The 18,391-nt window shown below is 45.2% G+C and carries 10 protein-coding genes, 3 tRNA genes, 3 rRNA genes and 1 pseudogene; 11 read left to right on the forward strand and 6 right to left on the reverse strand.

Annotated elements, in window-relative coordinates:
- Positions 1 to 357 precede the first annotated feature (357 nt).
- The 6 genes from BCU07_RS01215 (at position 358) to BCU07_RS01240 (ending at position 5,818) form a co-directional block, all read left to right on the forward strand.
- Positions 358 to 1,912, forward strand: a 16S ribosomal RNA gene (locus BCU07_RS01215).
- Positions 1,913 to 1,988: 76 nt separating this feature from the next.
- A tRNA-Ala gene (locus BCU07_RS01220) sits at positions 1,989 to 2,064 on the forward strand.
- A 351-nt stretch (positions 2,065 to 2,415) separates the two neighbouring features.
- Positions 2,416 to 5,308 (forward strand): 23S ribosomal RNA (locus BCU07_RS01225).
- A 162-nt stretch (positions 5,309 to 5,470) separates the two neighbouring features.
- Positions 5,471 to 5,586 (forward strand): 5S ribosomal RNA (gene rrf, locus BCU07_RS01230).
- Together the 16S, 23S and 5S rRNA genes with 3 tRNA genes alongside form the textbook arrangement of a ribosomal RNA operon.
- 43 nt (positions 5,587 to 5,629) lie before the next feature.
- Positions 5,630 to 5,706: transfer RNA gene (locus BCU07_RS01235), tRNA-Asp, on the forward strand.
- 35 nt (positions 5,707 to 5,741) lie between these two features.
- A tRNA-Trp gene (locus tag BCU07_RS01240) sits at positions 5,742 to 5,818 on the forward strand.
- 94 nt (positions 5,819 to 5,912) lie between these two features.
- On the opposite strand, the pseudogene BCU07_RS01245 reads toward BCU07_RS01240, so the two are convergent.
- Positions 5,913 to 6,948: pseudogene (locus BCU07_RS01245) on the reverse strand (IS630 family transposase).
- A 157-nt stretch (positions 6,949 to 7,105) separates the two neighbouring features.
- On the opposite strand from BCU07_RS01245, the gene mepA reads away from it, so the two are divergent.
- Complete coding sequence (gene mepA / locus BCU07_RS01250) at positions 7,106 to 7,945, forward strand: penicillin-insensitive murein endopeptidase (RefSeq protein ID WP_029235577.1); 840 nt, start codon at positions 7,106 to 7,108, stop codon at positions 7,943 to 7,945.
- Between the two features lie 273 nt (positions 7,946 to 8,218).
- Positions 8,219 to 8,527 (forward strand): hypothetical protein, encoded by a 309-nt coding sequence (locus tag BCU07_RS01255; protein WP_017062536.1) that lies wholly within the window; start codon positions 8,219 to 8,221, stop codon positions 8,525 to 8,527.
- A 42-nt stretch (positions 8,528 to 8,569) separates the two neighbouring features.
- Here BCU07_RS01255 and BCU07_RS01260 read toward each other — a convergent pair whose 3' ends face one another.
- From BCU07_RS01260 to rdgC, 3 genes are all read right to left on the reverse strand, one after another.
- Positions 8,570 to 8,824, reverse strand: a complete 255-nt coding sequence (locus BCU07_RS01260; protein WP_004735061.1) for a YfhL family 4Fe-4S dicluster ferredoxin — start codon at positions 8,822 to 8,824, stop codon at positions 8,570 to 8,572.
- A gap of 34 nt (positions 8,825 to 8,858) precedes the next feature.
- Positions 8,859 to 10,277 (reverse strand): tRNA 5-hydroxyuridine modification protein YegQ, encoded by a 1,419-nt coding sequence (gene yegQ, locus BCU07_RS01265; RefSeq protein WP_017062848.1) that lies wholly within the window; start codon positions 10,275 to 10,277, stop codon positions 8,859 to 8,861.
- Positions 10,278 to 10,483: 206 nt separating this feature from the next.
- Positions 10,484 to 11,398, reverse strand: a complete 915-nt coding sequence (gene rdgC / locus BCU07_RS01270; protein WP_017062534.1) for a recombination-associated protein RdgC — start codon at positions 11,396 to 11,398, stop codon at positions 10,484 to 10,486.
- Positions 11,399 to 11,592: 194 nt separating this feature from the next.
- On the opposite strand from rdgC, the gene phoB reads away from it, so the two are divergent.
- The 3 genes from phoB to BCU07_RS01285 are packed head-to-tail and all read left to right on the forward strand — an operon-like array spanning position 11,593 to position 14,588.
- On the forward strand, positions 11,593 to 12,282 hold the full coding sequence (gene phoB, locus BCU07_RS01275) for a phosphate regulon transcriptional regulator PhoB (protein WP_102429041.1): 690 nt from the start codon (positions 11,593 to 11,595) through the stop codon (positions 12,280 to 12,282).
- Between the two features lie 33 nt (positions 12,283 to 12,315).
- Complete coding sequence (gene phoR / locus BCU07_RS01280) at positions 12,316 to 13,614, forward strand: phosphate regulon sensor histidine kinase PhoR (RefSeq protein ID WP_102429040.1); 1,299 nt, start codon at positions 12,316 to 12,318, stop codon at positions 13,612 to 13,614.
- Positions 13,611 to 14,588 (forward strand): PstS family phosphate ABC transporter substrate-binding protein, encoded by a 978-nt coding sequence (locus tag BCU07_RS01285; protein WP_372123432.1) that lies wholly within the window; start codon positions 13,611 to 13,613, stop codon positions 14,586 to 14,588. Before phoR ends, BCU07_RS01285 begins: the two co-directional genes overlap by 4 nt.
- Before the next feature lie 89 nt (positions 14,589 to 14,677).
- Here BCU07_RS01285 and ppx read toward each other — a convergent pair whose 3' ends face one another.
- Both ppx and ppk1 read right to left on the reverse strand, forming a co-directional pair.
- On the reverse strand, positions 14,678 to 16,189 hold the full coding sequence (ppx, locus tag BCU07_RS01290; protein ID WP_102429039.1) for an exopolyphosphatase: 1,512 nt from the start codon (positions 16,187 to 16,189) through the stop codon (positions 14,678 to 14,680).
- Positions 16,180 to 18,276: a polyphosphate kinase 1 gene (gene ppk1 / locus BCU07_RS01295; RefSeq protein WP_102429038.1), complete on the reverse strand. Its 2,097-nt coding sequence runs from the start codon at positions 18,274 to 18,276 to the stop codon at positions 16,180 to 16,182. The genes ppx and ppk1 overlap by 10 nt, the downstream gene beginning before the upstream one ends.
- Positions 18,277 to 18,391 lie beyond the last annotated feature (115 nt).

Consider the following 18,391-nt stretch of genomic DNA (forward strand, 5'->3'; position numbering starts at 1 on the left):
ATTAGCTGGAAAAAGTGTTTGACACTGGAATCTAATCCGCTAGAATGGCCGTCCACTTCGAGAGGCTCCTTACTAAAAGGAAGGCTCAACAAGTAAAGCTCTTTAACAATTTAAACCTATCAATCTGTGTGGGCACTCGTTGATGAATATCAAAACGTTTTATCGTTAGATAAAACAGATTCTTCGGAATCAAAATTGATTTCAATGAACTGAGTGACCAATACGTTTAACTACTTGTAGTTATTCGGCACAGTCAATTCATTACCATTCTGTTGGAATGGTAATAGCTTTAGAATTACATGTTTACTTCGGTAAATATTAGTTTTGAAGTCAGTATTCGTTGAGTCACAAAATCTTAAATTGAAGAGTTTGATCATGGCTCAGATTGAACGCTGGCGGCAGGCCTAACACATGCAAGTCGAGCGGAAACGACACTAACAATCCTTCGGGTGCGTTAATGGGCGTCGAGCGGCGGACGGGTGAGTAATGCCTAGGAAATTGCCTTGATGTGGGGGATAACCATTGGAAACGATGGCTAATACCGCATAATGCCTACGGGCCAAAGAGGGGGACCTTCGGGCCTCTCGCGTCAAGATATGCCTAGGTGGGATTAGCTAGTTGGTGAGGTAATGGCTCACCAAGGCGACGATCCCTAGCTGGTCTGAGAGGATGATCAGCCACACTGGAACTGAGACACGGTCCAGACTCCTACGGGAGGCAGCAGTGGGGAATATTGCACAATGGGCGAAAGCCTGATGCAGCCATGCCGCGTGTATGAAGAAGGCCTTCGGGTTGTAAAGTACTTTCAGTTGTGAGGAAGGGGGTAGTGTTAATAGCGCTATCTCTTGACGTTAGCAACAGAAGAAGCACCGGCTAACTCCGTGCCAGCAGCCGCGGTAATACGGAGGGTGCGAGCGTTAATCGGAATTACTGGGCGTAAAGCGCATGCAGGTGGTTCATTAAGTCAGATGTGAAAGCCCGGGGCTCAACCTCGGAACTGCATTTGAAACTGGTGAACTAGAGTACTGTAGAGGGGGGTAGAATTTCAGGTGTAGCGGTGAAATGCGTAGAGATCTGAAGGAATACCAGTGGCGAAGGCGGCCCCCTGGACAGATACTGACACTCAGATGCGAAAGCGTGGGGAGCAAACAGGATTAGATACCCTGGTAGTCCACGCCGTAAACGATGTCTACTTGGAGGTTGTGGCCTTGAGCCGTGGCTTTCGGAGCTAACGCGTTAAGTAGACCGCCTGGGGAGTACGGTCGCAAGATTAAAACTCAAATGAATTGACGGGGGCCCGCACAAGCGGTGGAGCATGTGGTTTAATTCGATGCAACGCGAAGAACCTTACCTACTCTTGACATCCAGAGAAGCCAGCGGAGACGCAGGTGTGCCTTCGGGAGCTCTGAGACAGGTGCTGCATGGCTGTCGTCAGCTCGTGTTGTGAAATGTTGGGTTAAGTCCCGCAACGAGCGCAACCCTTATCCTTGTTTGCCAGCGAGTAATGTCGGGAACTCCAGGGAGACTGCCGGTGATAAACCGGAGGAAGGTGGGGACGACGTCAAGTCATCATGGCCCTTACGAGTAGGGCTACACACGTGCTACAATGGCGCATACAGAGGGCAGCAAGCTAGCGATAGTGAGCGAATCCCAAAAAGTGCGTCGTAGTCCGGATTGGAGTCTGCAACTCGACTCCATGAAGTCGGAATCGCTAGTAATCGTGAATCAGAATGTCACGGTGAATACGTTCCCGGGCCTTGTACACACCGCCCGTCACACCATGGGAGTGGGCTGCAAAAGAAGTGGGTAGTTTAACCTTTCGGGGAGGACGCTCACCACTTTGTGGTTCATGACTGGGGTGAAGTCGTAACAAGGTAGCCCTAGGGGAACCTGGGGCTGGATCACCTCCTTATACGAAGATATTTACGATGAGTACCCACACAGATTGATGGTTTAATAAGTTAAGAGTAGGAAATACTTTTCCAGATGGGGCTATAGCTCAGCTGGGAGAGCGCCTCGCTGGCAGCGAGGAGGTCTGCGGTTCGATCCCGCATAGCTCCACCATCTTTAAGTGTTCTTCCTTAAGAATCTTTAAAAATGGTTATTTCTTTTGAAATATCTAGCTCTTTAACAATTTGGAAAGCTGACTGATTGATTACTTACGAGTAATTCAATCAAATTTAAAAGTTCTCAATGTTTATCTGCTCTTAGTTAATAAGAACGGTATAAACACAACAAACACATTCAAGTGTCTTGTATTCGATTCAAACTTGTTTGAATCACAATTGAGTCCGGCAAACAGTTATCAGGAATTAACCCTTCTTGATGACAACCAAAAACCTTGGTTAGTTGCCATACGCTTATTTGTCTTCACTTTTTAAAGTGAAAGCAAATAGAAACCCTTTCGGGTTGTATGGTTAAGTGACTAAGCGTACACGGTGGATGCCTTGGCAGTCAGAGGCGATGAAAGGCGTAATAACTTGCGATAAGCCCAGATTAGGTAGTAATAACCTTTTGAGTCTGGGATTCCTGAATGGGGAAACCCACTTACATAAGTAAGTATCCTGTTGTGAATACATAGCAACAGGAGGCAAACCGGGGGAACTGAAACATCTAAGTACCCCGAGGAAGAGAAATCAACCGAGATTCCGAAAGTAGCGGCGAGCGAAATTGGATTAGCCCTTAAGCTTTTAATGATGCAGGTGAAGAGTCTGGAAAGTCTCGCAGTAAAGGGTGATAGCCCCGTAACCGACACATCATAATCAGTGAAAACGAGTAGGGCGGGACACGTGATATCCTGTCTGAATATGGGGGGACCATCCTCCAAGGCTAAATACTACTGACTGACCGATAGTGAACCAGTACCGTGAGGGAAAGGCGAAAAGAACCCCTGTGAGGGGAGTGAAATAGAACCTGAAACCGTGTACGTACAAGCAGTAGGAGCACCTTCGTGGTGTGACTGCGTACCTTTTGTATAATGGGTCAGCGACTTAATTTTAGTAGCAAGGTTAACCGTTTAGGGGAGCCGTAGGGAAACCGAGTCTTAACTGGGCGTACAGTTGCTAGGATTAGACCCGAAACCAGGTGATCTAGCCATGGGCAGGTTGAAGGTTGAGTAACATCAACTGGAGGACCGAACCGACTAATGTTGAAAAATTAGCGGATGACTTGTGGCTAGGGGTGAAAGGCCAATCAAACCTGGAGATAGCTGGTTCTCCCCGAAAGCTATTTAGGTAGCGCCTCGGACGAATACTACTGGGGGTAGAGCACTGTTAAGGCTAGGGGGTCATCCCGACTTACCAACCCTTTGCAAACTCCGAATACCAGTAAGTACTATCCGGGAGACACACGGCGGGTGCTAACGTCCGTCGTGGAGAGGGAAACAACCCAGACCGCCAGCTAAGGTCCCAAAGTATAGCTAAGTGGGAAACGATGTGGGAAGGCTCAGACAGCCAGGATGTTGGCTTAGAAGCAGCCATCATTTAAAGAAAGCGTAATAGCTCACTGGTCGAGTCGGCCTGCGCGGAAGATGTAACGGGGCTAAGCTATACACCGAAGCTGCGGCTACGTACCTTAGGGTATGTGGGGTAGGGGAGCGTTCTGTAAGCCGTTGAAGGTGGTCTGTAAGGGCTGCTGGAGGTATCAGAAGTGCGAATGCTGACATGAGTAACGATAAAGGGAGTGAAAAACTCCCTCGCCGGAAGACCAAGGGTTCCTGTCCAACGTTAATCGGGGCAGGGTAAGTCGACTCCTAAGGCGAGGCCGAAAGGCGTAGTCGATGGGAAACGGGTTAATATTCCCGTACTTCTTACAATTGCGATGGGGGGACGGAGAAGGCTAGGTGGGCCTGGCGACGGTTGTCCAGGTTCAAGTATGTAGGCGGAAAGTTTAGGTAAATCCGGACTTTCTTAACGCTGAGATACGATGTCGAGCTACTACGGTAGTGAAGTCATTGATGCCATGCTTCCAGGAAAAGCCTCTAAGCTTCAGATTGTAAGGAATCGTACCCCAAACCGACACAGGTGGTCGGGTAGAGAATACCAAGGCGCTTGAGAGAACTCGGGTGAAGGAACTAGGCAAAATGGTACCGTAACTTCGGGAGAAGGTACGCTCTTATCAGTGAAGTCCCTTGCGGATGGAGCAGACGAGAGTCGCAGATACCAGGTGGCTGCAACTGTTTATTAAAAACACAGCACTGTGCAAAATCGTAAGATGACGTATACGGTGTGACGCCTGCCCGGTGCCGGAAGGTTAATTGATGGGGTTAGTCTTCGGACGAAGCTCTTGATCGAAGCCCCGGTAAACGGCGGCCGTAACTATAACGGTCCTAAGGTAGCGAAATTCCTTGTCGGGTAAGTTCCGACCTGCACGAATGGCGTAATGATGGCCACGCTGTCTCCACCCGAGACTCAGTGAAATTGAAATCGCTGTGAAGATGCAGTGTACCCGCGGCTAGACGGAAAGACCCCGTGAACCTTTACTACAGCTTGGCACTGAACATTGAACCTACATGTGTAGGATAGGTGGGAGACTATGAAACCGCGTCGCTAGATGTGGTGGAGTCGTCCTTGAAATACCACCCTTGTAGTTTTGATGTTCTAACGTTGGTCCCTGAATCGGGATTACGGACAGTGCCTGGTGGGTAGTTTGACTGGGGCGGTCTCCTCCCAAAGAGTAACGGAGGAGCACGAAGGTGGGCTAAACACGGTTGGACATCGTGTGGTTAGTGCAATGGCATAAGCCCGCTTGACTGCGAGAATGACAATTCGAGCAGGTGCGAAAGCAGGTCATAGTGATCCGGTGGTTCTGAATGGAAGGGCCATCGCTCAACGGATAAAAGGTACTCCGGGGATAACAGGCTGATACCGCCCAAGAGTTCATATCGACGGCGGTGTTTGGCACCTCGATGTCGGCTCATCACATCCTGGGGCTGAAGTCGGTCCCAAGGGTATGGCTGTTCGCCATTTAAAGTGGTACGCGAGCTGGGTTTAGAACGTCGTGAGACAGTTCGGTCCCTATCTGCCGTGGGCGTTGGAAAATTGAAAGGGGCTGCTCCTAGTACGAGAGGACCGGAGTGGACGAACCTCTGGTGTTCGGGTTGTCATGCCAATGGCATTGCCCGGTAGCTAAGTTCGGAATCGATAACCGCTGAAAGCATCTAAGCGGGAAGCGAGCCTTGAGATGAGTTTTCCCTGACGCTATAAGCGTCCTAAAGGGTTGTTCAAGACTAGAACGTTGATAGGCAGGGTGTGTAAGTGCTGCGAGGCATTGAGCTAACCTGTACTAATTGCCCGTGAGGCTTAACCATACAACACCCAAGGGGTTTTGTGGACTCAAAACTGTTGTTTCCGCTTTAAAAAGCAGAGGCAAACAAGAACACTTGAATGAGTTTACGTAAGAACTTTTAATAGCTTTCCAGATTATTTTGCCTTCAGTTTTTTAAAAAAGCTGAAAGTAAAAGCAAAATTTGCTTGGCGACCATAGCATTGTGGACCCACCTGATTCCATGCCGAACTCAGAAGTGAAACACAATAGCGCCGATGGTAGTGTGGGGCTTCCCCATGTGAGAGTAGGACATCGCCAGGCTTTAAATTTGAACACTTGTCAGCGACGACAAGTATTCCACTGCGGAGTGGTAGTTCAGTTGGTTAGAATACCGGCCTGTCACGCCGGGGGTCGCGGGTTCGAGTCCCGTCCACTCCGCCACTTATTCAGAGTTTCAGCTCTTTAAAACTGAAAATAGGGGTGTAGCTCCAATTGGCAGAGCAGCGGATTCCAAATCCGCGTGTTGGGAGTTCGAATCTCTCCACCCCTGCCATATTTAAGGCTCTAGCAGAAATGCTAGAGCCTTTTTGCTTTCTGGAATTTAATAAATTACAGAAAGTAGCCTGGTATAATACCAATCCGGAAAATTAACTGATCAGGTCAATCCAATCTCTTGTACACATTTTTGTGACGCGATCTTTGCACTCAAGAAATCCATTCCAAGCGCTACAGACCTTCGAAACAATATCGTTATAATCAATGAAGTTTTGGTTTGCTAGATAGTGTTGCCTTAACCAACTCCACACTTGCTCTATAGGGTTAAGCTCTGGTGAGTATGGCGGCAATTTGATAATACTGACATTATCAAATGGGTTAGCAATATCATCGGTATGCCATCCTGCGCCATCCATTATTACCACTGAATGACGGTCTTTTTCTGTGACTTTAGATATCTGCTCTAGATGGTTTATCATGATGTCTTTGTTAACCCAAGGGACGACCATTGCCTCACCAATCCCTCTCGAGGGGCACACTGAGCCAAACAAATAAGCGTATTCAAATTGCTGCTGTTTTACTACGCGAGGTCTAGTTCCACGAGTAGCCCAAAGACGTGTTGTTGTGTTCTGCTGACCAAACCTAGCTTCGTCTTGAAACCAGACATCAACACTCTCTAGCCCAATATGGCCGGGGATCTTAAGGATCGTTTCGATTTGGAATTTTTTTAAAATCGTCTTGTATTTGCTGTGATTGTTTAGGGTGTTTGGAACGAGAAGTTATCCAAGAAAAACCCATGTGGTCGAGGAGATAATAGATGGAATTAGGGTGGTAGTGCTTGTCAAAGTGTTTAACGATGTAGTCATGTATATCGCTTCCAACAAGGCGGCCACCAGAAGGCGATTCAGCTTCTTTTTTTATGAAGGCACTGAGTTGAGCCCGCTGCTCATCGGTGAGGTATGCAGGCCTACCAGTCCGAGGTTTTTCTTGAAGTCCTTCTAGGCCTTCTTCAAAAAAAATCCGAACCTATTTATTGACACTGGTTCGACTGACTTTGAGAGATTTTGCAATTTGTGTACGAGAGAGGCCGTCTTTAAAGTGTGGGAGCGCAAGTAAACGCATCTTCATCTGAATGGTTTTTTGCTGGCTCGCAAGCTTTTTGAAGTCAGTGTTATTAAGGCTATCCATGGCTAAATTTCACAATAATTCATCAATCTTAATTAGATCACATTTTTACTTTAATTGGTATAATTCACTAGCTACCACCAAAAACTTAAGTACGATATGCACCTAATCCTAAATGGCGACTAATATAATGAGTAAGCGTCAGTAATTTGGGATTATTATGAGGTTCTTTTTTGCACTGGTTGTATTCTTTTGTTCATTTTCTCTATCAGCAACTTCGTGGGAAAAAGAGAGTCACCCTACTAAAAATTCACCCTCATCAATTGGAAGCTATGCCAATGGCTGTCTAGACGGCGCGCAGGCTTTGCCTATTAATGGTTTGGGGTATCAGATCATTCGCCCTCAAAGAGAGCGCTACTATGGCCATACAGAAGCTATAAAGTTTATTGAGAGGTTAGGAGTCACGACCAGCGAGAAGCTCAATACTAATTTATTGATCGGTGATATTTCTCTTCCCAGAGGAGGGCGCTTTTCTTCAGGTCATTCAAGTCATCAAACAGGGTTAGATATTGATATATGGCTAAGGTTAACCAGTAAGAGGTTGTCAGAGAACGAATTAGCTGTGCCTAAACCTGTGAGCGTTGTGGATCTTACCAACTACAAATTGCGTGAATCGAATTGGACCGATGATCATTTTCAAGTTATTCGTTATGCGGCGAAAGATGAAAAAGTGGTGCGTATTTTTGTTCATCCAGTGATCAAGCAAACCCTTTGTGAACAAGAAAACTCTGACGCTAATGATAGAGCTTGGTTAGGCAAAATAAGACCTTGGTGGGGACACCACTCCCACTTCCACGTTCGTTTAAAGTGTCCTGAAGGCAGTTCAAACTGCATAGCTCAAGCGAGCCCTCCTAAAGGTGACGGTTGTGGAGATGAACTTGCAAGTTGGGCTCCAAAGACTGTTCCAGTTCCACCTCCTAAAAAAGTAGCGAAAACTAAGAAAAAGAAAAAAGTTAAAGTGATGCCAAGTCAGTGTTTGGCCTTGATATCGAATAAGTAATCCTGTTCATCGAGGCTTTTTACAGTGGTACTGCCACTGGTTTTTTCGACTCTAAAACTGGAGAAATATCACACTTTTGTCTAGAGTTTATAAACACGAGATTAAGAACATCGTTTGATATTAATAAAAGCAATAACGGTATCAGCAAGGGCGATGGCGAATTTGACAAGGTTTGGTCAGGGATTGAGTGTTTTGGGGTGAAAGATGCGGCTTATATGCAGTATGCGAAATCAGAGTCTGATACCCGTCGATAGATAATTCAAGGATAAGACTATGACTATGATTTGTGCGAAGGAATTTTCAGAATGGTTAAGACATAGGTTCAACGCTGAAAGCTCGGGTATTTCAATTTCAAGAGATGACATCAATCAGCTAACAGGCAGACAACGTTTAGACCCTAGTTTCGTAAATGATGTTCACTATGAATTGATGCAGTATGGAATGGCATTTGTGACCGATACCAGCAGGGAAAACTTTTATCTTGTTCCTATAGCTCAATCAATAAACTGGCGAGAACGACTCGAATATCAATTTGAAAAAGAGCTCTTCTGCAATATTTATCCAATCGGAAAATCAGGATGAAAAAAAAGGTTCAACTTATGGTTAAGTTGAACCTTTCTTCTTTTAGGTCAAGCCTTGAATGATAACAAACTTCTCAAGTAGCTCGTCATCAGTTTCAATATGGTTTGGGTCAGTGATGATGCATTTTGTAATCGGACACACTGACTGGCATGTTGGCTTTTCATAGTGACCTTTACACTCTGTACATAAATCAGGATCGATCTCGAAGATGCTGTCGCCCATAGTGATTGCACCATTTGGGCATTCAGGATCACACATATCGCAGTTTATGCACTTGTCAGTAATTAACAGAGCCATTATTTTCTTCTCAAGTAAGTCGCTTAAGTAAAAATTATTTGCCTGATGCGTTACGTGTATCTTGGCCTTCGCTCAAGTTACGCATCAGCAAGCCGTACTCTAGATCTAGATCTGCTGGTACAGGAATAAATACAAAGTGACCGTTACCTTTCGCATCGTCGACCGCTTCAGATTTGCGGTTTTCCATAACTTCTAGTTTGAAAACAACGTTACCTTTCGGTGTCATCATTTCTAAGCTGTCGCCTACTAGGAACTTGTTCTTCACTTCTACTTCCGCTAGGTCACCACGGCGCTTACCTGTGAACTCACCAACAAACTGTTGAGTGTCAGAGATAGAGTAACCGTACTCGTAGTTTTGGTATGTATCGTGTGTATGGCGACGTAAGAAGCCTTCAGTGTAACCACGGTGAGCTAGGCTCTCTAGTGTACCCATTAGGCTTTCATCGAATGGTTTGCCTGCCACTGCATCGTCAATAGCTTTACGGTAAACCTGAGCAGTACGTGCACAGTAGTAGAAAGACTTAGTACGACCTTCAATCTTCAGAGAGTGAACACCCATCTTCGTTAGGCGCTCAACGTGTTGGATTGCACGAAGGTCTTTTGAGTTCATGATGTAAGTACCATGCTCATCTTCAAACGCTGCCATTTTCTCTTCTGGCTTGTGTGATTCAGAAAGCAGAACCACTTCGTCTGTTGGTTTACCAAGGCCTAGTGTGTTGTCTGGACGCTCATCTTGAACTTCAATGTCTTGCGTTTCTACTTCTTGAATAGCAACACCAGTAGGGTTTGCTTCAACGATCTGACCGTTTTCGTCTTCTTTCGCTGCTTCTGTTTTGTATTCCCAGCGGCAAGCGTTGGTGCAAGTACCTTGGTTTGGATCGCGCTTGTTCATGTAACCAGAAAGCAGACAACGGCCTGAGTAAGCCATGCAAAGAGCTCCGTGAACAAAGATCTCTAGCTCTGTTTCTGGGCAGTGTTCGCGAATCTCTTCGATCTCTTCAAGCGATAGCTCACGAGATAAGATCACACGCTCAACGCCTTGAGTTGACCAGAACTTAACGGTCGCCCAGTTTACTGCGTTTGCTTGAACAGAAAGATGGATTGGCATTTCAGGGAATGCTTCACGAACCATCATGATAAGACCAGGATCTGACATGATAAGCGCGTCAGGGCCCATGTCTACAACTGGTTTGAGGTCGCGAATGAATGTTTTTAATTTAGAGTTGTGCGGCTGAATGTTACATACAACATATAACTTTTTGCCTTGAGCATGAGCTTCATCGATACCGATTTGTAGGTTTTCGTGATTGAACTCGTTGTTACGAACACGAAGGCTGTAACGTGGCTGGCCTGCGTATACTGCATCTGCGCCGTAGGCGAATGCGTAACGCATGTTTTTGAGGCTTCCTGCCGGTGATAATAGTTCAGGTACAAATGGTTTTTGTGTAGTCATTGCTTCGTTCTCTAATCTGATCTCAAGTCAGGTTGATACCACCAAGTGATATCAAAGGGGCGCAAATTTTACGCTAAAATGAGTTTGGTTGATAGCCCTAAAGATAGCAATGACATTAACAAGAGGGTCTAGAGGCAGATATAAGTGAGAACTTAGTGAGAAATAAGCTCAGATACCGTTAGCACCTGAGCCTATAGTTTGACTGATTAAGCGTTAGGTTGAGTTAACCCGCCTAATGATTCAAATAGGTTTGGAAGGAAAACACTGAACTCACCACAAAGTAGAGAGAAGTCCGCATCAAAACGCGCAGCTTGATCTTCACGAGGAATATCGTCGTTTTCGTCTTTGAGCTCATCACTGAATTTTAGGCGTTTGATGCTGCCATCTTCTGCAAGAATGAATTCAATACGGTCTTGCCAGTTGATAAGAAGTTTCGTCACCATCTTATTGGCTTCGATGTGGTTTTTAATCTCATCAGCTTCTAGTTCTTGTTTCTTAACTCGAACAATACCGCCGTCTTCTTGAATAGATTTTAGTTCTGCTTCATCAAGCATAGTGATGCCTTGTGGCGTATCACCTGATTTCACCCATTCTGTAAGAGTCGTTTCGATCGCTTGCTCTGGGATAGCTGGCACTACTGGCAGGCTACCCATTGTCTTACGTAGCAATGCTAATACATCTTCTGCTTTTTTGTAGCTGCTCGCATCAACCACAATGAAACCTTCTTTTGGCATGATCAGCGCGTAAGTGAAGTTGCTGCGGCTGAATGCTCGAGGAAGTAGATCAATGATGATGTCTTCTTTTAGGCTGTCTTTCTCTTTCTTTTTCAGAGGGGTACCAGACTCTGCCTCAAGCGTTTCTACTTTTGCGTTCAATGATTCTTTGATCACAGAAGCGGGTAGCATTTTCTCTTCTTTCTTTGCACAGATAAGAATGCGGTTTTCTGATACGTGCGTCATCATATCGCCATGTCTACCCATTGCGTGTACCCAACCAAACTTCTGTTTGTCTTGGCTACCACAAGGAGTAAAGCGGAATTCTTCAAGTTGTTTCTCTAGCTGATCTGCGTTGAAATCAATATCACGGTTGAAGCGATAGACTAGGCAATTTTTAAACCACATAAATTTTTCTCATACCTTTTTAGAAGTGCTTCATGATATGAGATCTAATTCGATTTGTCCCTAGCTCTGTATCAAAAGTTATAAAGTGAAATGTTTGAGACAGTTATATGAAAATTTGTTTTCAAAGGTCACAAAAGTGTCATAATTAACTCAGATAATGCAATGCGTTGATTAAATACAAAGGCTATTCAATTATGTCGAGAAGGATTCTGGTCGTTGAAGATGAAGCACCTATTCGTGAGATGCTGTGCTTCGTGCTTGAACAAAAAGGCTACCAAGCAGTAGAGGCTGAAGATTACGATACAGCGGTAAACAAGCTATGTGAACCTTTCCCAGATCTAGTATTACTAGATTGGATGCTACCTGGTGGTAGCGGGATAAACTTTATCAAGCACATGAAGCGTGAAGAGTTAACTCGCAACATCCCAGTGGTGATGCTAACGGCTCGTGGCGAAGAAGAAGATAAGGTTCGTGGTTTAGAAGTGGGCGCTGATGACTATATGACCAAGCCATTTTCACCAAAAGAGCTTGTTGCTCGCCTGAAAGCGGTTATTCGCCGTGTAACGCCTACCGCACTGGAAGACGTGATTGATGTGCAAGGCCTTAAGTTAGACCCTGTATCTCACCGCGTTACCGCAAGCGAAGGTCCGGTTGATATGGGACCAACAGAGTTCAAAATGTTGCACTTCTTTATGACACACCAAGAGCGTGTGTACAGCCGAGAGCAACTGCTGAATAACGTTTGGGGCACCAACGTTTACGTTGAAGACCGTACCGTTGACGTACATATTCGACGCCTGCGTAAAGCACTTGAATCTGCAGGTCACGACAAGCTAATCCAAACGGTTCGCGGCGCGGGCTACCGTTTTTCTACAAAGGCTTAGTGTGGCTTCGCTACCCAGTTTACGGAGTCCTGAATGGTTGAAAAGTTAACCTGGAAAAAGCTGGCTTGGGAGCTGGCTTTTTTTTACGCACCTTGGGTTTTTGTTGGATGGATATTCGGCTACCTACCTTGGTTACTGCTGGCTGCTACGGTATTGCAGCTCGGCTGGCATCTACACAACCAAATGCGCTTGTCCGCATGGTTGTGGGATGAGAAGCGTCTAACGCCACCATCAGGTTCTGGGAATTGGGAGTCTCTGTTTAACGGTATTTATCGTATGCAGCAGAGACAGCGTCGCAAACGTAAAGAGCTGACCAACCTTATTCGCCGTTTCAGAAACGGTGCAGAATCCCTTCCCGATGCCGTTGTGGTATTTCGTGGAGAAGGGAATATCGTTTGGTGTAACAAGCTAGCTCAGTACTTACTTGGGTTTCGCTGGCCAGACGATTCAGGACAACCGATCTCGAATTTGATTCGTACTCCAGATTTTATTAAGTACCTTAATAAGCAAGATTTCTCTGAGCCATTAGAGATGCCTTCTCCATTGAATGTGGAGCGTATGCTCGAGTTGCGTATTGTGCCGTATACCGAGGGTGAACACCTGATGGTGGTACGTGATGTGACCCAGCTTAAGCAGTTAGAAGGCATGCGCCGTAACTTCTTCGCTAACGTTTCTCATGAATTGCGTACGCCGATGACCGTCCTTCAAGGTTACCTTGAAATGACCGAAGATCCAGACATGATCGTTGGCCCAATGTGGACCAAGGCGCATGGCGTAATGACTGAGCAGCTCAATCGAATGAACAGTTTGGTTAATCAACTACTCACGCTTTCGAAAATTGAAGCGGCGCCAATGCATGAGTTGGATGAAGTGGTCAACGTTCCGGCGATGCTTGAGGTTCTTGAGAAAGAAGCGGCGAGCCTTAGCGGTGAGCGCGAACATAAGCTTGAGTTTGATATCGATAAGAGCCTACGAGTTCTTGCCGATGAAGACCAATTGAGAAGTGCGATATCGAATTTGGTTTATAACGCGGTTAAATACACACCCGCAGGTGCAACGGTCAAAGTGCGTTGGTATCAAACCAGCCAAGGCGCGTGCTTAGATGTGTCAGATACTGGTGATGGTATTGAGCCTCAACACTTACATCGACTCACAGAGCGCTTCTATCGTGTAGATAAAGCCCGCTCTCGTGATACCGGTGGTAGTGGTCTTGGATTAGCGATTGTAAAGCATGCGCTTAGCCACCACGATTCACATCTCGAAATTCAAAGTGAAGTGGGCGTCGGCAGTCGTTTCCATTTTACTTTACCAAATCGACTGACCGTATCATGAGTTGTTCGATACGCAGGATGCATTTTCCAGTCAGCTCATTATTAGCGTTTGCTTTAGTTAACCCTGTGCATGCCGAACAGGGTGTCGATTCTCTTCCTGATTATTCTAAGGTTCCGGGAATTTCTGGGAGCTTATTATCGGTCGGTTCGGATACCTTAGCGGGTATGACGACGTTATGGGTGGAAGAGTTCAAGTCCTACTACCCAAATGTTAACGCTCAAGTCCAAGCATCGGGTTCTTCTACTGCTCCTCCAGCCTTAACCGAAGGGACTGCACATCTAGGGCCAATGAGTCGTCCGATGCGCCTGCGAGAAATTGAAGCATTTGAAAGGGAGCATGGATATAAGCCAACAGCACTGCGAGTTGCTATCGATGCGATTGGGCTTTTTGTGCATCGTGATAACCCTATTGAAGGGCTCAACTTTCACCAGATTGACAGTATATTCTCAGAGACATTGCGTTGCGGAGCGACTAAGCCGCTAAATAATTGGCAAGATTTGGGCATTGACCAACCGTGGGCAAAACATCGATTCCAACTGTTTGGTCGTAATTCCGTTTCGGGAACCTACGGCTATTTCAAACAAAACGCATTATGCGGCGGTGACTTCAAGAACCGAGTTAATGAGCAGCCAGGTTCTGCATCGGTTGTACAGTCGGTTGCTTCATCAATCAGCGGGATAGGGTACTCAGGTATTGGTTATCGAGTGGCCGGTGTTAAGTTAATTCCTATCGCAGAGCATGGTTCTGACTATGTAGAGCCGACTCGGTCGAATATCTTGAGCGGTGATTACCCTCTATCTCGCTTTCTTTATGTGTACGTGAATAAGCACCCAGATAAACCACTTTCTCCTGTTGAAAGAGAGTTCCTCACTTTTGTGTTCTCAAAGCAAGGGCAAGAACTGGTAGAGAAAGATGGCTATTTAGCGATACCGTCAGAGTTCGCTGAGCAAGAATTGGCAAAAATCGGACTCTGATTTAGGTACTATGAACGTAGAAACTTAACGTATAAACCTAACGTATGAACAGCTTGCTAGCCGCAGGCTGTTTTTATTTTGTCGGCGCATCATTCAAGCTTCAACGACCATCCAGCATCTTGCCAGCGTCGTTGTTCTTCTTTGAGTTCATAATCAAGCAGTTGATTTTCAGCTAACCAGTCGATGGAATCTCCTTCTAAACACCAATTATCATCTTGCTCAATGGTTAATTTTACATTCGGTATTGGCGATTGGTTTCGCTGTCGATTGAGCAGGATTGCTATCCTCAGTATTCGAATTAACAACGCCATCTGCCCTGTATTGAATAGCGTGAGATCCGGTAAGTCACTAAGCTTAATCGCTTTTCTTTGATAGCGAACTAATGTTGAGATCAGACGCTGCTGCTCAGTATTGAAACCGGGCATAGTCGTATGTTTAAGCAGATAAGCTGAATGGCGGTGATAGCCTTGGAATGCGATGCTTTGTCCTACCTCATGAAGTACTGCAGCCCAACCAAGCAGATCATACAGCTCATTAGTGACCGCAGTTGTCACTTGAGGCTGTACTTGTTTCAGCAATGAAAGAGCGAGCACTTTCACTTTCTCGCCATGAGTTACGTCTACATGGTATCGAGAGACGAGCGTTTCGGCAGTTCTTGTTCGAATATCAATATCTTTAAACCTATCCTCCATGTCATAAAGAACGCCTTCTCTCAGGGCACCATCAGAAAAATGTAACTCCTTGATGTCTAGCGTATCCATTGCTGCTGAAAGAATGGTGACGCCTGCAGCAAACACAGGCTTTCTCTCATCACTTAAGCCTGAAAGATTTACGGTGTTGGATGATGAAAACTCACATAAGTGATTCTTTAAATAGGACAGGCGTTGGGGCGTAATGAGACCATCGGTGAACCCTAAGCCAATGAGTACTTCTTTTATTGATTTCGTGGTACCAGATGAGCCAAAAGCGATTTCCCAAGGGGCTTTTGTGTATTCTTCAATCAATGGCATCAATAGACGAGTAGCTGCGGTATAAGCATCTGAGAAGTGTCGTGAAGTTAGCCCTTCGTCAGCAAAGAAACGTTGAGTGAAGTTGACGCATCCCATCGGTAAACTGCGCATAATTAGAGGAGTAAAGCCTTGTCCGGCGACGAGTTCCGTACTCCCTCCACCGATATCAATAACCAACTTAGATTCAGAAGCGGTTTGAGTGTGTTCTGCTCCGTTATAGATTATTCGAGCTTCTTCTTGACCGGAAATGATCTCTATTGGAAAAGGAAACAGTGGCTTGGCTTGCTCTAAGAAGTCTTTAGCGTTTTTGGCTTTTCTTAGGGTATGAGTCGCAACAACTCTGACATCATCAAGCTCAAAATCCGCCAGTCGTTCTGCGAACACCTTGAGGCATTCTAGGCCTCGCTCGATAGCGCTTTCAGATAGGACGTTACGTTCATCCAATCCATCACCTAATCTCACTTTCTGTTTGTGTCTGCTGACTAATTGCAGGTGTTGATCGAATACTCGGGCAACCACCATGTGAAAGCTGTTCGAACCCAAGTCGATAGCGGCAATACATCGAGAATGTTTGTTATCAATTAGCGGCATGATTTCTTCTCTTGTTTGTACTTCTTGCGAGCAAGTTTCTCCATACGTTTAATATAGTGGTAAGTGGAGAGTTGTGACGTCGGGTAATCAAGTAGGTTTGCTGGTGGTTGTGTGTAAGAGTTGCTCATCGCTTGGTCTAGCACTCGAGCTTTGTTGCTGTCATCGAAATGAAACTCGGTGATATCGATAATGGTTTGCTTGATCTTTGGATCTAAAATTGGAGCTGCAACTTCGATGCGGTGATCAAAATTTCGTGTCATCCAGTCAGCGGAAGATATATAGACCTTCGGCTTTCCAGCGTTACCAAATATCATCACTCTCGGATGTTCGAGGAAACGATCGACCACACTGACTATCTCAATATGATCACTGATGTTGGGTATGCCAGGGACAAGAGAGCACATGCCGCGAATGACCATTCTTACTTTTACATTGGCTTGGCTAGCCTGATAGAGCTTTTCGATGATCTCTCGATCGACCAAGTTGTTGAGTTTTAGAGTGATGCTTGCAGGTTTACCTTCTATCGCGTTTTGTATTTCATTATCTATCAATTGGTACAGACGTTTTCTAGTATTCTTTGGTGACACAATCAGTTGCTTGAACTGGGACTTTTGATAAGGGTTTTCAATATACTTAAAGACTTGTCTCACCTCTTGGGTCAAATCTTCATTCGCAGTGAGCAGAGAAAAATCGGTATACACGCGTGCTGTTACTTCATGAAAGTTACCGGTGCCAATATGGGCGTAATGCGCCGTATGCTTGCCTTCTTTCCGTTTAATGAGCAGCAGTTTGGAGTGGACTTTCAAACTTGGGATGCCATGGATGACTTTTATACCGGCTTCTTGAAGTTTCTTTGTCCACTGAATATTGGCTTGTTCATCAAAGCGAGCTTGCAGCTCGACAACCACTGTGACCTTTTTTCCATTGTGTGCCGCATCGATGATTGAGCTAAGGAGTTTGGAGCCTTCTGCAACACGGTAAACGTTTATTTTTATGGAGGTTACTTTCGGGTCAAAGGAAGCCTGCCTAACCAGTTCAGTGATGTGATTAAAGGTGTGATAAGGGTAATGCAACAAGATGTCACGAGCTTTGATCGCTTCAAAATAGTTTGGATGGTGGCTAAAATGCGCGCACTTAATCGCGGGTAAAGGGCGATTAACTAAATCACGTCGGTTAAGGCTTGGGAACTCAGAGAAATGTTTGAAGTTGTGGTAGCGACCTCCGGCGATAACACTGTCGTAGTCAGATAGTTTTAGTCTGACTTGTAAGAAACTGAGCATTTCAGCTGGCATTTCTGACTCATAGATAAGGCGTATCGGTAGTGCCGTTAAGCGCTGTTCTAAACCTAAAGACATCGATTCTAATAGGCTGCTTTCATTGTTCTCTTGAAGGTCATAATCGGCGTCACGAGTCATTTTTATAGCAAAGCAACGCACGGAGTCATACTCAAAGAACCCTTTAAGTAAGTCATCCAAACAAAATCGAACTATATTATCTAATAAGATCAAAGTAGTACGCTGAGAACCTGAGGTGTCTGGTAACTTAACAAATCGAGGGAGTGCTTCTGATGGGATTTCGAGTAAGACATATTGAGAAGATGCCTCACGCTCGATGTCGATGGCTAAGTAACTTTGCTCGTCTTTCATAATATTGAGCAACTGGCGATCTTCGTTCAAGAGAATCGGAGTTAAGTGTGGCAGCACTTTTTTCTTAAAGTACTTTTTTATCCAGCCACTTTGTTCTTCGCTGATTTGTTGTTCGTTGACCAGAAAAATACGATTGCGTACCAATTCCAATAGCAAGTCGTTATACAGTTCATGGAATTGAGCATCGAGCTTGCTTGCTTTGCTCTGCATTTTAGTCAGTAGGCTTTTCGGCGAGTTGGAGGTTAGCTGTGGATCTTGAAGTAAGATCTTTCGCTTCACATCAGCAAATCGGACTTTGTAAAACTCATCGAGGTTTTTCGAGTAAATACCTAAAAAACGAACTCTTTCGATTAAGGGGACTGACTTATCTGCCGCTTCTTGGAGCACTCTTTCGTTGAAGGATAACCAGCTAAGTTCTTTTGTGACATAGTCTTTTTTCATCGAGATGAGAATCCTTGAGTACTGGCTATAGAGCTGATTACTTTAAATTAGAATGGCAAAATTCACAAAATCTATGATCTTACTTTAAGAAATATGCCTAACAAACTTGTTATTA

It is taken from the genome of Vibrio sp. 10N.261.54.E10, assembly GCF_002877735.2.
GTDB classification, from domain to species: Bacteria; Pseudomonadota; Gammaproteobacteria; order Enterobacterales; family Vibrionaceae; genus Vibrio; species Vibrio crassostreae_C.

What these genes read in the sequence shown, in the direction of transcription:
- mepA (WP_029235577.1), top strand. Translation starts at nt 7,106, where the DNA reads ATGAGGTTCTTTTTTGCACTGGTTGTATTCTTTTGTTCATTTTCTCTA.
- BCU07_RS01255 (WP_017062536.1), top strand. Translation starts at nt 8,219, where the DNA reads ATGACTATGATTTGTGCGAAGGAATTTTCAGAATGGTTAAGACATAGG.
- BCU07_RS01260 (WP_004735061.1), bottom strand. Translation starts at nt 8,824, where the DNA reads ATGGCTCTGTTAATTACTGACAAGTGCATAAACTGCGATATGTGTGAT.
- yegQ (WP_017062848.1), bottom strand. Translation starts at nt 10,277, where the DNA reads ATGACTACACAAAAACCATTTGTACCTGAACTATTATCACCGGCAGGA.
- rdgC (WP_017062534.1), bottom strand. Translation starts at nt 11,398, where the DNA reads ATGTGGTTTAAAAATTGCCTAGTCTATCGCTTCAACCGTGATATTGAT.
- phoB (WP_102429041.1), top strand. Translation starts at nt 11,593, where the DNA reads ATGTCGAGAAGGATTCTGGTCGTTGAAGATGAAGCACCTATTCGTGAG.
- phoR (WP_102429040.1), top strand. Translation starts at nt 12,316, where the DNA reads ATGGTTGAAAAGTTAACCTGGAAAAAGCTGGCTTGGGAGCTGGCTTTT.
- BCU07_RS01285 (WP_372123432.1), top strand. Translation starts at nt 13,611, where the DNA reads ATGAGTTGTTCGATACGCAGGATGCATTTTCCAGTCAGCTCATTATTA.
- ppx (WP_102429039.1), bottom strand. Translation starts at nt 16,189, where the DNA reads ATGCCGCTAATTGATAACAAACATTCTCGATGTATTGCCGCTATCGAC.
- ppk1 (WP_102429038.1), bottom strand. Translation starts at nt 18,276, where the DNA reads ATGAAAAAAGACTATGTCACAAAAGAACTTAGCTGGTTATCCTTCAAC.